This window comes from Promicromonospora aerolata (genome assembly GCF_042682255.1).
Classification (GTDB): Bacteria; Actinomycetota; Actinomycetes; order Actinomycetales; family Cellulomonadaceae; genus Promicromonospora; species Promicromonospora aerolata.
The window spans coordinates 3,492,556-3,505,584 of the sequence record NZ_JBHUHF010000001.1 but is presented as its reverse complement, the minus strand read 5'-3'; the positions used below and the strand labels follow the sequence as shown (position 1 = coordinate 3,505,584).

The 13,029-nt window shown below is 70.5% G+C and carries 12 protein-coding genes and 1 pseudogene; 6 read left to right on the top strand and 7 right to left on the bottom strand.

The window, feature by feature from the left end; translation table 11 throughout:
• Positions 1-520: 520 nt before the first annotated feature.
• Positions 521-1,782, bottom strand: a protein-coding gene (locus tag ACFSL2_RS15620; RefSeq protein ID WP_377198735.1) for an IS3 family transposase whose coding sequence is annotated in 2 segments (ribosomal slippage) — positions 521-1,437 and positions 1,437-1,782 — 1,263 coding nt in all. Because the reading frame shifts where the segments join, the coding sequence is not laid out codon by codon here.
• Positions 1,783-1,874: 92 nt separating this feature from the next.
• On the opposite strand from ACFSL2_RS15620, the gene ACFSL2_RS15615 reads away from it, so the two are divergent.
• Positions 1,875-2,297 (top strand): hypothetical protein, encoded by a 423-nt coding sequence (locus tag ACFSL2_RS15615; protein WP_301313107.1) that lies wholly within the window; start codon positions 1,875-1,877, stop codon positions 2,295-2,297.
• Here the strand turns inward: ACFSL2_RS15615 and ACFSL2_RS15610 are convergent.
• The 3 genes from ACFSL2_RS15610 to ACFSL2_RS15600 form a co-directional block, all read right to left on the bottom strand.
• A complete protein-coding gene (locus tag ACFSL2_RS15610) occupies positions 2,198-3,868 on the bottom strand; it encodes a gamma-glutamyltransferase (RefSeq protein WP_253877639.1) in 1,671 nt (556 codons plus the stop codon). The two genes, ACFSL2_RS15615 and ACFSL2_RS15610, sit on opposite strands and share 100 nt — an antisense overlap.
• A complete protein-coding gene (locus ACFSL2_RS15605) occupies positions 3,865-4,968 on the bottom strand; it encodes a DUF418 domain-containing protein (protein ID WP_253877641.1) in 1,104 nt (367 codons plus the stop codon). Before ACFSL2_RS15605 ends, ACFSL2_RS15610 begins: the two co-directional genes overlap by 4 nt.
• 124 nt (positions 4,969-5,092) lie before the next feature.
• A complete protein-coding gene (locus tag ACFSL2_RS15600; RefSeq protein WP_377191020.1) occupies positions 5,093-5,635 on the bottom strand; it encodes a hypothetical protein in 543 nt (180 codons plus the stop codon).
• A 225-nt stretch (positions 5,636-5,860) separates the two neighbouring features.
• Here ACFSL2_RS15600 and ACFSL2_RS15595 point away from each other — a divergent pair, with 225 nt between their 5' ends.
• The gene (locus tag ACFSL2_RS15595) at positions 5,861-6,520 is read left to right on the top strand and encodes a copper resistance CopC family protein (protein ID WP_253877645.1); all 660 of its coding nucleotides are present in this window, start codon (positions 5,861-5,863) and stop codon (positions 6,518-6,520) included.
• 19 nt (positions 6,521-6,539) lie between these two features.
• On the opposite strand, the gene ACFSL2_RS15590 is transcribed toward ACFSL2_RS15595, so the two are convergent.
• The 3 genes from ACFSL2_RS15590 to ACFSL2_RS15580 all read right to left on the bottom strand — a co-directional run bounded on the left by ACFSL2_RS15590 (position 6,540) and on the right by ACFSL2_RS15580 (position 9,255).
• The gene (locus tag ACFSL2_RS15590; RefSeq protein WP_253877647.1) at positions 6,540-6,875 is read right to left on the bottom strand and encodes an ArsR/SmtB family transcription factor; all 336 of its coding nucleotides are present in this window, start codon (positions 6,873-6,875) and stop codon (positions 6,540-6,542) included.
• A gap of 23 nt (positions 6,876-6,898) precedes the next feature.
• Positions 6,899-8,179 (bottom strand): MFS transporter, encoded by a 1,281-nt coding sequence (locus tag ACFSL2_RS15585; protein ID WP_377198734.1) that lies wholly within the window; start codon positions 8,177-8,179, stop codon positions 6,899-6,901.
• A 98-nt stretch (positions 8,180-8,277) separates the two neighbouring features.
• On the bottom strand, positions 8,278-9,255 hold the full coding sequence (locus tag ACFSL2_RS15580; protein WP_253877658.1) for a metal ABC transporter substrate-binding protein: 978 nt from the start codon (positions 9,253-9,255) through the stop codon (positions 8,278-8,280).
• 90 nt (positions 9,256-9,345) lie between these two features.
• On the opposite strand from ACFSL2_RS15580, the gene ACFSL2_RS15575 reads away from it, so the two are divergent.
• The 4 genes and pseudogenes from ACFSL2_RS15575 to ACFSL2_RS15560 all read left to right on the top strand — a co-directional run.
• Positions 9,346-9,894, top strand: a complete 549-nt coding sequence (locus tag ACFSL2_RS15575) for a Chromate resistance protein ChrB (protein WP_253877660.1) — start codon at positions 9,346-9,348, stop codon at positions 9,892-9,894.
• The gene (locus ACFSL2_RS15570; protein WP_253877662.1) at positions 9,891-10,322 is read left to right on the top strand and encodes a chromate resistance protein ChrB domain-containing protein; all 432 of its coding nucleotides are present in this window, start codon (positions 9,891-9,893) and stop codon (positions 10,320-10,322) included. Before ACFSL2_RS15575 ends, ACFSL2_RS15570 begins: the two co-directional genes overlap by 4 nt.
• A gap of 48 nt (positions 10,323-10,370) precedes the next feature.
• A complete protein-coding gene (gene chrA, locus ACFSL2_RS15565; RefSeq protein WP_253877664.1) occupies positions 10,371-11,762 on the top strand; it encodes a chromate efflux transporter in 1,392 nt (463 codons plus the stop codon).
• 171 nt (positions 11,763-11,933) lie between these two features.
• Positions 11,934-12,929 (top strand): annotated as a pseudogene (locus tag ACFSL2_RS15560) (transposase); the annotation flags it as partial.
• Positions 12,930-13,029: the final 100 nt, after the last annotated feature.

Genomic DNA, 13,029 nt, shown 5'->3' with positions numbered 1-13,029 from the left:
GGCACCCCTACTCCCCCAGGGTCATTTCAAAGTTTATCTGGGTAGTGAGTAGCCGGGAGGAGCTTCACCTCCCGGCTACTCACGAGGAGACTGCTGAAGAACCGGTGTTTCTGTCCGCAGGGGATGTGGGCGGCGGGCTGATCGCCACGATACGGCAGTCTGTGCGGCATCAAGGTCAGCACCCCGAGGGTGCGACTGCGTGGGTCGGTCCGCCCGCCTGAACCCATCGTGAGCCCGTGACGGGACGGTTGTCCACAGGTTGCGGGCGGCGGGCCGGCTGTCAGGCCAGCGCCCAGGTCCCGGATCGGTGTTCGAGGCCGAGGGCGAGCAGACGGTGCAGGTTTCAGACCGGCGGTCCGGGTCAGCAGCCCCCTTGCTACGCATTTTCGGCAGGGACCGTCTCGTCTATGGCAGCGTGCGCTTGTCGATGGGCGGGGTTTTGGTCGCGCAACGGCTGGTGCCTGCCTGCGGGTGCTGCCCTTGGGCCTTCGCCCCGAGAAGTGGACACGTCTTCGTGTGGTCAGGCGGCCAGCCGTAGCGTAGCCGGGTCGGTTTCGTGTTCGTAGTCGATGGGGCTCTGGTTCCCGAGCCGGGAATGCGGTCGGCGCAGGTTGTAGCGCGTGATCCAGCGGAACACTGCGAGGCGGCAGGCGCGGGCATCGTCGAACGCGGGTGCGCCGGCCAGGGTCTCGCGTTTCAGCGTGGCGTTGAACGACTCGGCCAGGGCGTTGTCGGCGCTGGTGCCGACCGCGCCCATGGACTGAGTCACCTGCAGCCGGCCGCACAGCTGCGCGTAGTCCTTCGATCCGTACTGGGCTCCGTGGTCGCTGTGAAAGATTGCTCCGGCCAGCGAACCCCGCTCGGCTACGGCGGCCTGCAGGGCGTCGGTGACCAGCTCGGCGCGCATGTGATCGGCCAGCGACCAGCCCACGAGACGGCGCGAGTACAGGTCGATCACCGTCGCCAGATACAAGAACTGCCCGCCACCGATCGGCAGGTAGGTGATGTCGCCGACATACCGGCGGTTGGGTGCCGGAGCGGTGAAGTCCCGCTTGATCAGGTCGGCCACCTTCTGCCCGGACGGGTCCGGGACCGTGGTCCGTACCCGTCGGCGCAGCCGGATCCCCGCGATGCCGTGCTCGCGCATCACACGAGCGACCCGTTTGTGGTTCACCGGCGGCCCGACCGGGTCGGTCTTACGCAGCTCGGTCGTGACCCGCGGCGAGCCAAGAGCCGGATCCTCCTTCAGCAGGGCCCGGATCCGTGCCGCCAGCCCGGCATCAGCCCTGGCCCGGGCGGCACGACCAGCGGCACCGTCGCGCCACTTGTAGTAGCTCGACCGGTTGATCTCAAGAACCTGGCACAGCCGCTTCACCGAGTAGGTGGGATGGTGCTCGGCGACGAACTGGAAGCGGCTCACCAGGTCGTCTCTCCCGCGAAATACTTCGCGGCCTTGCGCAGGATCTCCCGCTCGGTGGCGAGCTTGCGCTTGTCAGCCTCCAGGCGAGCGTTGGCTGCCTCGAGCTCGGCGACCCGTGCCTCCAGCTGCCCGACCCGGCCACCGGAACGCACCGCCGGCTCGCCGGGCGTCGTGCCCGCTGCCGGACCGGCCGTCACGGCGGCCTGCCCGCGCTGCTCAGCCGCGCGGCGCACCCATAACCGCAACGTCTCTCGCGAGACGCCCAAGTCCCGGGCGATCCCCTTGATCGTCGCCCCGGGTGTGGACTCGTACAAGGCCACAGCATCGGCCTTGAACTCCTCCGGATAGTTCTTCATAGCCATGCGGATCAAACTCGCTTCCTCTGGATCCACGATCCAGTATCAGCGTGTCCACCAAACGGGGTGAAGCCCCGTTCTAGAAGTCGTTCGGGCTGATGAACGTCGAGATGTTCGACCTTGGTGACGGATCCGACCTCGCGCTGGAGACCGCGGACGTGATCGTTGTACGTGACGAGCTGTCCACGATCTCGCACCTCGCGCACATCTCCCGGCGCGCCCGGCGCTACGTGATCGCCAACCTCGCCATCGCTGCGACCTTCATCGCCGTCCTGGTCACGCGGGACCTCGTCGCGACGCTGCCTCTCCCGCTGGCCGTCGCCGGCCAGGAGGGGCTCAGCGGTCATCGTCGCGCTCAACCGTCTGCGCCTCCTGCGCTGCCAGGCCTGAACCGGCTAGCGGTAGCCCGGCGGCGCCTCGCTCAGCGGCCGACCACGAACCCGGCCGAGCGTCGTTCGTCGGCGAAGCTGGTGACCTTGCCCTCGTCCCAGTCGACGGCCAGCGCCTGGACGGAGCCGTAGTTGGCCAGCTCGGCCTGGTCGCTGACGACCACGTCGTACCCGAGGGCGGCCATAGGGTCGGCGAGCCCGCGGGTCTCCAGGCGGAGCTGCCCGTCGGTCAGGATGAACCGGCCGGCGCGCACGGCGTCTTCCAGGCTCTGCCGGTGCAGGGCCCAGCGGACGACGACGTTCGCGGTGGTGCTGGGGATCTGCCGGCCGCCCGGGGTGCCGATCACCAGTACGGGGCGGCCCTGGTCGTCGAGCAGCATGGACGGTGAGCTCCAGGTCACCGAACGGCGTCCGGGCTCGGGCAGGTTCGCGCTCATGGCGCCGATGTCGCTGAACCGTTCGAGCTGGTCGTTGAGGAAGAACCCGGCGACGTACTGGCCACTGCCCCAATAGTTGGTGATGGTGTTGGTCATCGAGACCGCTGTCCCGTCGGCGTCGATCACCGAGATGTGCGTGGTGTTTGGTGCGCTCTCGTAGCCGCCCTGCGCGGCCGATCTCTTGCTCGCCTGGGCGGCGTCCACGAGGGTGGCGGCGATCTGTGCGTTCTGGCCGGGGTCGGTGAGCCGGTCCACCGGGACGTTCACGTATCGGGGGTCACCGAAGTGCTGCTGCACCGAGGTGTCGGCGACCTGCCAGGCCCGTGAGAGCAGGTCCACGAACTCGGGCGAGTCGGGGTCGACGTCGGCGATCCCGGCGGCCTCTGCGATCTGCACCATCTGGATGATGGCCGCGCCCGGCAGCGCGGGTGCGCCCGAGAGCATCGTGTACCGGCCGACCGGACCGGACGCGGGTTCGAAGGTGTCGACCTGGTAGGCGGCCAGGGACTCGTGGTCGATGCCGGGGGTCTGGGCCAGCGTCTGGGCGAGGGTGCCGGTGTAGAACGAGCCGGCGCCTTCCTCGGCCAGGTTGCGCATGGTCTCGGCCAGGTCCGCCTGGACCAGCGTGTCGCCCTCCTGCAGCGGGGTGCCGTCCGCCCGCCGGAACTGCGGCAGGGCGCCGGTGATGTCCTGGCCGTAGGGGCTGTTGATCGAGGAGGCGAGGTAGCGCGAGACCGGCCCGCCCTCGTCGGCGATCTTGATGGCGGGAGCGAGCAGGTCGGCCCACGGCAGGTTCCCGTGGTCACGGTGGAGGCGCTCCATCCCGGCGACGAACCCGGGGATCCCAGCCCCGCCGTCGGGGATCTGGCCGGCCTGGTTGACCACCTCGCGGTACTCGTAGTTGGTCGCCTCCCCGTCGCCCACGACGATCGAGACACCGCCGCCACCGATGCCGGAGCTGGCCGGCTGCATCACGGCGTCGGCGAACGCGGCGGCGATCGCCGCGTCCACAGCGCTCCCGCCGCGCTCGAGCATCAGGTCGCCAGCCTCTGCGGCCAGCGGGTGGCCGGCGCTGACGCCGTAGCCGCCAAGTGCGGGTCCGGGTGGCGCCGCGGAGGCCGCCCCGGGCTGCGTCGGTGAGTCGTCCGGGGTGGGGGCAGGCTCCGCCGTCGTGCAGGCACCGAGGATCAGGGCGGCCGCTGCGGCCGTGAGGGAGGCCCGGACCGTGGCCGAGGGCCGCAGCCTCCTGCTCGGGGTGTCGGTCATCGTTCGGCCCTTTCTGCTGCGGGGGTGGTCTGTGTCTGTGGGCGAGGTGCGGTGGGGCGCAGCCAGGTCTGGCGCAGGAGCCGTTCGAGCGGTCCCGGCCACCCGGTCCTGCGCCAGAGGACGGCGGCGGTGAGCACGACGGCGATGAGGTTGGCGCTGATCAGGACGCCCTGCTCCACGTCGAAGCCCTCGGGCGGCTTGATCGCGGCGATCACCACGAAGTGCAGGACGTACAGGGTCAGGGCGAGCCGGCCGGACGCGACCAGCCAGCCCAGGACGGCGGAATCGGGGTAACGTCGCCCGGCCAGCGAGCACAGCGCCACCGTGGCGACGGCGCCGCCGATGCTGCTGGCCAGCCACAGCGGCATCTGTCCGTGCGCGGCGCCGGTCAGCAGGCGCCACGGCCCACGGTCGGCGTCCGGCCCGATGAGGGCGTAGGTGACCTGCGAGACGACCGCCGCGCCGACGGCAACCGCCGCGCCGTTGATCGCCAGGCGCCGCAGGAGCCGGGTGTCCGACAGGTCGAGCCGGGCCAGGCACAGACCGGCCACGAACGGCACGGTCCAGCTGGCGAGCGGATACGGGCCGGTCAGCACGAGCGAGTGCGCCGCTTCCCATGGTTGGGTGCCGAAGCTGACCGGGTCGAGCCAGTGGGTGGCCGGTTCGATCGCGTCGTGGGTCACGATCATGACCGGCCCGACCAGCAGGAGACTGGCACCGGCGCCCAGCAGCAGGACCCGGCTGGGCAGCCGCCACAGGAGCGGTGCCAGTAGGAACAGGATGGCGTAGGTGGGCAGGATGACGTTGACCTGCTCGGTCAGCCCCTGCAGAGCGACGCCTCCCGCGAACAGGAGCGCTGCCCGCCAGGTGACGGTCGCCCACCGGTCCCGTTCGGTTCGGCGGGCCAGAAGGTAGCCCATGCCGATGCCAGCGACGACGACGAAGAGCACGGACGCTCGCCCGAAGGGCAGCATGTAGAGGCGGTGGAGCAGGGACTGGGAGTCGGCGGGGCCGACGTTGACGATGATCATGCCGATGAGGGCGAGTCCGCGGGCGGCGTCCAGGCCGCTGTTCCGGGCTCGCGGTGGTTCTTGGTTCACGTGTGTTCACTTCCTCGGACCGGCACGCCGCAGGAGGGCTCCAGGCTCGGCGGTGCCCGTCCGTGCACGACTGGCGCGCCCGCTCCGGTGCTACCGGGCAGGCACGCGAGGGCTGGGGGTCAGGTCAGGCGAAGGAAGGAACGCGCGGTGGCGCACGGGAGCCGGCGACGGTGCCGGTCCAGAGGGTGGCCAGGTGTGCGGGCCGCGGGTCGGCGACCCGGCGGGTCTGCTCGCCCGGGAGGGCGCAGGCCGGGGCCGGGGCGCGGCGCAGCACCGCACCGATGTGCTGGCAGGCCAGATAGGCGACGGCGGCGCCGCACGCCTGCACCATGGCCGCGCCGGTGAGCACCAGTACGAGCGGTGCGGCGTGCGCGGCGACGCCGTCCGCAATGTAGAGCGAGTCCAGCACGAACGCGGTGACCAGGGCGAGCGCGGCGACGTCCCGGGCCGACCGTGTCTCGTCGAACGAGCCCTGGTGTCCGGGCCTGGAACCGTCGCCCGCGAACCGCCGGCTCGCGGGCGCCACGAGAAGGACGAGGACACCAAGGACTATCGGGCCCAGCATCGTCAGCGTGCCCGACGTCGCCGAGGACACCAGCCCGGCATGCTCCAGCATGCCTCCGAGCAGCCAGTGCATCGCCAGGAGCGTCGCCGCGGCGAACATCATCCCACCCGTGCTCGCAGGGGCCCCGGTCGGCGCGGCAGGAGGCGTTACGTGATTCCGCAACGCTCCCACCCCCGAATCTCACCGCTGGTGCGGCACCGCTGTCGAATGCGCGTGTCGCCTGCTTCTGGGAGCATGCTCGCACATGATCTACTAGTTGCGCATATACGAATGTATTCCTGCGGCGATCACTCACACCGTCGTCGCACACTCTCCCGAAGGACACACATGACAGTCCCCGCTCAGCCTGCTGCCCGGCCCGCCCGCTGGACCCGCCACGCCTTGGCCTGTGGCGTCGCCGGCCTGGTCGCCGCTGCCGTGGTGATCGTGACGATGCTGGGGGCTGCCGCTCCTGCGTCCGCGCACGACGCGTTGGCCAAGACCAGCCCCGAGGCCGACACCACCGTGACTGAGGCACTCGAGGACGTGCAGCTCACGTTCGTGGCCGAACCCCTGGAAACCGGGACGGAGGTCCTGGTCATGGACCAGGACGGCACCGACTGGAGCAGTGGTGAGGCGACCCATGACGGCGCCACGATCACCCAGCCGCTGACCTCCGAGCTGCCCAGTGGCACCTACGAGGTGCAGTGGCGAGTCGTGTCGGGTGACGGGCACCCGATCTCCGGTTCCTACGCCTTCGACGTCGAAGTCGCTCCGGTGGCCGACGAGGAGAGCCCGTCGCCCAGCGCGTCCCCGTCCGGGACCACATCCGAGGTGAGCGCACCGACCGACGCGTCCGGCAGCGCGTCCGCCACCCCGGCAGCAGACCGCAGCTCCGACACCTCCGGCGACTCCTCGCTCTTCGCCGTGGCCATCGGGGCGATCGTGCTGGTCGTCGTGGTCGTGGTGGTCGTCGCGTTTGTTCGCCGGCGCTACTCCGCCGAGTGACCGCAGCAGACGAGAGCGCTCAGCGGTGGTGGGGCGGGACGTCGTAGAGCATGTGCTCGGTGTGCTGCAGGACGTTGGCGACCAGGGCCGCGACGTGTTCGTCGGGCTGCCCGTAGTAGATGGTGGTTCCCTCCCGGCGGGAGGTGACCAGGTGCCCGGCGCGCAGCTTGGCCAGGTGCTGGGACACGCCCGCACCGGGCCGCCCCAGAGCCTCGGCAATGGCCGTCACCGACATCTCGGTACCGTTGAGCATCGCCAGGATCGCCAGCCGTGTGCGGTCGGCGAGAAGCCGCAGGACGTCGACAGCGTGGTCGAGGTCTGCCTCCGGGGGCGTGGTGCGCTGGGTGGTGGCCACGAACGACATCATCGCATCCGCGGTCAGCCTGCGGCAGTGTCCCGCGACGTGGTGTCCTGCTGCGTGGTGTCGTCAGCGGTGTCGCGGGCGGGCTCGGTGGTGGGCCACAGGCGGGCGGCTGCCAGTGTGGCGGCGCCCGCGACGCCCGTCAGGACCAGGGCGGTGGCGGACAGGCCGGTGGTGCCGAGCCAGCCGGCCAGCGGGTAGGTGATGAGCCAGCAGGCGTGGGACAGGGAGAACTGGGCGGCGAAGGCGTCGGGCAGGTCGGCAGCGGGCACGTTGCGGCGGATGATCCGCCCGACCGGCGTCTCGACCGTGGACCAGCCCAGGCCGACCAGGAACCAGAGCAGCCCCACAGCGACCAGCCCCCACGCAGGCTGGGCGATGCCGAGCGCGAGCGGCGCGAGCCCGACCGCGACGGTCAGCGCGACACCGCCGGTGAGCATCACCCGCCGCTCCGGCAGGCGGCGCAGGACGCGCGGGAGCGCGATCGCGGCGGCGATCGACCCGAGGCCGTTCGCGGCCAGGAGCAGCGGGACGACGTTCTCGTCCTGTCCGAAGGTCGTGCGCACGATGACGACGGTCTGCACCAGGACGAAGGCCCCGGCCGCCGCGACGGCGAGGTTCAGCAGCAGGATCGGGCGCAGCTCGGCGGTGCGGACAAAGAGCTCGGCCCCGCGCCTGGCACGGTTCCCGAACGGCAGCTGGGGCCGCTCACCGGCATCCTCGCCACCCCGTCGCGGGATGATGGCGGCGGCGACCAGCAGCGCCGAGCCTGCGAACCCGACCGCCGTGCCGAAGAACAGCGCTGAGGAGGGCACCAGCAGCAGGAGCGCGGCAGCGAAGACCGGGGACAGGATCGACTCGAGGTCATAGGCCAGCCGCGACAGGGAAAGGGCGACGGTGTAGTCGTCCTCGTCTTTCAGGACGTCGGGGATGACCGACTGGAACGTCGGGGTGAAAGTGGCAGACGCGGCCTGCATGACGAAGATCAGCACGTAGACCTGCCAGACCTCGCCGACGAACGGTAGCGAGGCCGCGACCACCAGGCGCAGCGCGTCGGAACCGATCAGCACCCACTTGCGCGGCAGCCGCGCCACGGCTGCGGCGGCCAGAGGCGCCACGACCACGTAGGCGACCATCTTGATCGCCAGCACCGTGCCCAGCACCCCGCCGGCGTCGGCCGGGTTCAGGTCGTAGGCCACCAGGCCCAGGGCCACCGTGGCCAGACCGGTACCGACCAGCGCCACGACCTGGGCGGTGAAGAGACGGCGATATGTGGGGTACTTCAGGACGCGCAGCATCCGGCCATCATCTGCTTATCTGCGCGTATACGCAAGTGTGTGTAGGCGAGGTCCCGCACAGCCGGAGGGCAGTGCGGGACCTCGGTGTGGCGGGTCGGTCAGGAGCAGGTGAGGCCGCCGGCGAGGGCGTCGAGGTTCGCTTCCATGACGTCGAGATAGTCGGCGTCAGCGTCGGCCTGGCTCTCCAGCGGGTCCAGGGTCGCGGTGCCGACCCCGAGGTCCGAGGCCAGTGTCTCGATCGTCTGGGGGGCGGCGACCGTCTCGAGGTACAGGGTCGAGACGTCGTTGGTCTGCACGATCTCGCGGATCTCGCGCAGGCGGGCCGGCGCGACCTCGGACTCGGGGTCGATGCCGGCGATGCCCACCAGGTTCAGGTCGTACCGCCCGGCGAGGTAGCCGAAGGCCTCGTGGGAGGTGACCAGGGTTGCGTCGGCGCACGGTGCGAGCTGGTCCGTGTACTGCTCGTCGAGCGCGGTGAGGTCCGCCTCCAGTGCCGAGGCGCCTGCCGCGTAGGAGTCGGCGTTGTCCGGGTCGACGGCGGCCAGCTCGTCCGCCACCTGCTGTGCGACGGCGGTCAGCCGGACCGGGTCGAGCCAGAAGTGTGGGTCGGTCGCCGCGCCGTGCCCGTGCTCGTCCTCCTCCGCGGGCGCCTCTTCCGCGGCCTCTTCGTCCGCGTGCTCCTCGGCGGTCTCGCCCTCGTGCCCGCCCGCCGGGTCCTCCTCAAGATCGGCAGCATCGGCGGCGTCCACAACGTGCTGGGGAGCGCGCTGCTCGATGCCCTCGTCCACGGCCGGCTGGAAGCCGGACAGGTAGACCACCAGGCCGGCATCTCCGATCGCGCGGGCCTGAGCCGGGGAGAGCTCCAGATCGTGCGGCTCCGCGGACGGCGGGGTGAGGTTGTTGACGTCCACGTGCTCGCCGCCGACTCGCTCGACGACGTACTGCAGCGGGTAGAAGGACGCGAGCACCTGGACGGTTCCGTCGTCGGCGCCGCCCTCGGCGGTCGGGGCGCACGCGGTCGCCGTGAGGGCGAGCGCGGCGATGGAGCCGATGGAGAGCAACCGTGATATCTGCATGCCCGCATAGTTGTGCAATTGATAATGGATGTCAACATCATGACCGTCGAGGCGGACGGGTCTTGCACGAGCCGATGTAACCGTGGTTACATGTCCGCCGTGACAGAGGAATGGGTGCTGCTGAGCTACCGCCTGCCGAGGGAGCCGTCCTCGCCGCGCGTGGCTCTGTGGCGACGACTCAAGCGGCTGGGCGTCGCCCAGATCTCGGACGGGTTGGTCGCGCTGCCCGCCGACGCCCGCACCCGCGAGCAGCTGGACTGGGCAGCCGGCGAGGTGGTCGAGCACGGCGGCACGTCCAGCGTCTGGCTGGCGCGACCCATGTCGGTGGCGCAGGAACGCGAGCTGGCGACCGCGATGGCGGCGGACCGCGCCGCCGAGTACGTCGATCTGGAGACGTCCGCGCGTCAGGCCATGACCGAGCAACCGGTCGAGCAGCGCAAGGTCCTCGTCAAGCTGCGCCGCACTCTCCGGGAGATATCCCGGAGAGACTTCTTCCCGCCCGACGAACGGGACCGCGCACAGGCCGCGCTGCGTCTGCTCGAAGAGCGATCAGCCGATGGCGCCGTTCCCGAACCGGCAGCGCAGCCAAACACACGGGGCAAGCAGGCCTCGAGCCGGCGCGCAGCGGGTGCGCGATGAGGTGGGCGACCCGTGCCGGGGTGCACATCGACCGAGCCGCGTGCGCGTGGTTGATCCGTCGGTTCGTCGACCCCGACGCCGAGTTCGTGTTCGTCGCCGACCCTGCCGAGGTCCCTGACGACGCGACACCGTTCGACATGCGCGGCGTCGACCTAGGCCATCACGGCAGCGACTGCAGCTTCGAGACGATCCTCGTCCGGTACGAGCTGACCGACCCCGTACTGGTCCGGATCGGCCAGATCGTGCACGAGGCGGATCTCGACGACGGCAGGTACGACGCGCCGGAGGCGCCGGGCCTGGACGTCGTGCTGCGTGGGCTGTCCATGACCGGTGACGACGAACGCACGCTGGCCCTTACCGGGCCGCTGTTCGACGGGCTCTACGAGTTCTTCCGGCGCTCCTACCTGCTGGGCCGCGAACCCGCCTGACCTGCAGACCCCACACGACCACACTCGAAAGCCGACCATAGGAGAGACATGAGCACCGAGCACGACGGCGCTACGCCGCCAGTTGCCGTCCAGGGAGACCTGATCCCGTTCCGAACCGCGGTGCGCGCCTGGTTCGCGATCTCGTGGCAGACGTTCGGCGGCCCCGCTGGGCAGATCGCCGTCATGCAGCGCACCCTCGTGGACGAGAAGCGGTGGATCGGGCAGGGCCGGTTCCTGCACGCGCTCAACTACTGCATGCTCCTACCCGGACCCGAGGCGCAGCAGCTCGCCGTCTACACCGGCTGGCTGCTCAACGGCTGGCGCGGGGGCCTGGTCGCGGGCGGCCTGTTCGTGCTGCCGGGGATGCTCGCCCTGCTGGTGCTGTCCGCGATCTACGTCGCCTTCGGCGAGACCACCGTCGTCTCGGCGGTGTTCGCCGGCCTTGCGCCGGCCGTCCTGGCGATCGTGGTCCAGGCGGTGCTCCGGGTGGGCAAGCGGGCCCTGACCAGCCCAGCGCTGGTGGTCCTCGCGGTGGTCGCCTTCGTGGCACTGACATTCTTCGCGGTGCCGTTCCCCCTCGTCGTGCTCGGCGCCGGTGTGATCGGGTGGCTCGTACACCGGTACGCGCCGAGCTGGATCGCGACTTCCGCCGGGCACGGAAAGGAGAGCGACGGCCCTGCCCCGCTCATCCCGGACGACGCCTTGCACGCCGAGAAGCCGTCCGGGCGCCGGGCTCTGCGGGTACTCGTGTTGGGTCTGCTTGCATGGGGCATCCCGCTCGGCGCGGTCGCGCTGCTGACCGGTGTGGACAGTGTGTTCACGCAGCAGGGTTTGTTCTTCTCGGGCAGTGCCCTGGTGACGTTCGGCGGTGCCTACGCGGTGCTGGCCTACGTCGCGCAGCAGGCGGTGCAGACCTACGCGTGGGTCACGCCGGGCGAGATGACGCGCGGTCTGGCGCTGGCCGAGACCACGCCCGGGCCGCTGATCATGGTCGTGCAGTTCGTCGCGTTCCTCGGCGCCTACCGCAACCCGGGCGACCTCGACCCGTGGGCCGCTGCCGTGCTGGGCGCGCTGCTGACCACCTGGGTCACCTTCGTGCCGTCGTTCCTCTTCATCTTCCTCGGCGCGCCCTACGTCGAGCGGCTCCGGGGCAACCGGACGCTGAGCGCGGCCCTCACGGCCATCACCGCGGCGGTCGTGGGTGTCATCGCCAACCTCGCGCTCTACTTCACCACGCACACGCTCTTCGCCACCTCGAACCCCTGGACCGCTGGTCCGCTGTCGTTCGATGTTCCCGACCTCGCCACGATCCAGCCTGCCGCGGTCGGGATCGCGGTGTTGGCGGCGGTGTTGCTGTTCGTGGTGCGCTGGTCGGTGCTGCGCACGCTGGGCGTGTGCGCGGTGGTCGGGCTCGGCCTGGGGCTGGCCGGCTTGCTCTGACGTCAACGCGGGGCGGCAAGTCGTCGCGACTCGTAGCGCACGGCGGTAGCGGCGGCCCTAGCCTCGATCCTTCGTGGGTGAGGTGAGTCAAGGCATAGGAAAGGTGCTCTGAACTGGCACGATACGTCTTGTCGAGGGACGTGTCGGGCTGAGGATCGGAGCACCTTTCTGGTGGGCGAGACTACCGCGTGGGATGCGCGTTTGGAACTGACCGCTGACGGTAAAGGGCTGGTCGCGAACGTGGGTGTGGTGCTGCTGCGTAAGACCGCCGACGCTGTCGGCCTGACCGCTCGGATCTCGGAGGTGTTCGGGCCGGGCAGGGTCGAGCGGATCTGCCGCGGGGCGGTGCTGGTGGGTGCGGCGTCGGCGATCGCTGCGGGGGCCAGAAACTTGTCGCAGGTCGAGCGGATGCTCGCCGGCCATGCCGACACGTTCGGGTCGTGCGGTTCGGACTCGACGCTGTGGCGGACTCTGGACTCCATCGACGAGCGGGTCTTGAGGCGTTTGTCGCGCGCTCGTGCCAGAAGTCGCAGGACGTTGTGGCGGATGCTGGCCGCGCGGCCGGGCGGCTTCCCGTGGCTGCGGGTCGGCGGCAAACGGTTGGAGGGGTGGGTCGTGGTGGACCTGGACGCCACGATCGTGGGCTGCCACTCCCGTAAGCAGAACGCGACGGGGACCTACAAGGGCGGGTTCGGGCACCACCACCTCGGCGGGTGGATCGCGAACACCGGCGAGTCCCTGTCGATCCTGCCCCGACCGGGGAACGCGGGCAGCAATACCGCGACCGACCACGTCACCGTGCTGGACGAGGTCCTCGCGCAGATCCCTGACGAGGGCCGGCACTCCAAGCTGCTGGTCCGGATCGACGGCGCCGGCGCGTCCCACGACACGGTCAGCCACCTGGAACAGCTCAGCACCACCCGGCGCCGGGTGGCCTGGACGATCGGCTGGACCATCACCACGCTCGAGGAGGCCGCGATCAAGGCCCTGCCCGAGCGGGTATGGGTGCCCTACCTCGACCAGGACGGCACGATCGCCCCGCCCGTCTACTACGACGACGCGACCAGCGACGAGACCCACGGCTGCGGCGGGCCCGGGTCTGAGTACGGGCATGTCGCCGAGCTGACCGGGCTGGCGAAGCGGCCCGGCTGGCCCGCGACCATGCGCCTGATCGTGCGCCGGGTCCCGATCGCGCCACGCGACCAGGCTGCGGGAAGGTCACCGCCCTGGAGAAGGCCACCGGGTGGAAATACGCGATCACCGCGAC

Bases quoted from the DNA above. Each gene is read 5' to 3' on its own strand.
- ACFSL2_RS15615 (WP_301313107.1), top strand. From the start codon at position 1,875: ATGAACGTCGAGATGTTCGACCTTGGTGACGGATCCGACCTCGCGCTG.
- ACFSL2_RS15610 (WP_253877639.1), bottom strand. From the start codon at position 3,868: ATGACCGACACCCCGAGCAGGAGGCTGCGGCCCTCGGCCACGGTCCGG.
- ACFSL2_RS15600 (WP_377191020.1), bottom strand. From the start codon at position 5,635: ATGATGTTCGCCGCGGCGACGCTCCTGGCGATGCACTGGCTGCTCGGA.
- ACFSL2_RS15595 (WP_253877645.1), top strand. From the start codon at position 5,861: ATGACAGTCCCCGCTCAGCCTGCTGCCCGGCCCGCCCGCTGGACCCGC.
- ACFSL2_RS15585 (WP_377198734.1), bottom strand. From the start codon at position 8,179: ATGCTGCGCGTCCTGAAGTACCCCACATATCGCCGTCTCTTCACCGCC.
- ACFSL2_RS15580 (WP_253877658.1), bottom strand. From the start codon at position 9,255: ATGCAGATATCACGGTTGCTCTCCATCGGCTCCATCGCCGCGCTCGCC.
- ACFSL2_RS15575 (WP_253877660.1), top strand. From the start codon at position 9,346: ATGTCCGCCGTGACAGAGGAATGGGTGCTGCTGAGCTACCGCCTGCCG.
- ACFSL2_RS15570 (WP_253877662.1), top strand. From the start codon at position 9,891: ATGAGGTGGGCGACCCGTGCCGGGGTGCACATCGACCGAGCCGCGTGC.
- chrA (WP_253877664.1), top strand. From the start codon at position 10,371: ATGAGCACCGAGCACGACGGCGCTACGCCGCCAGTTGCCGTCCAGGGA.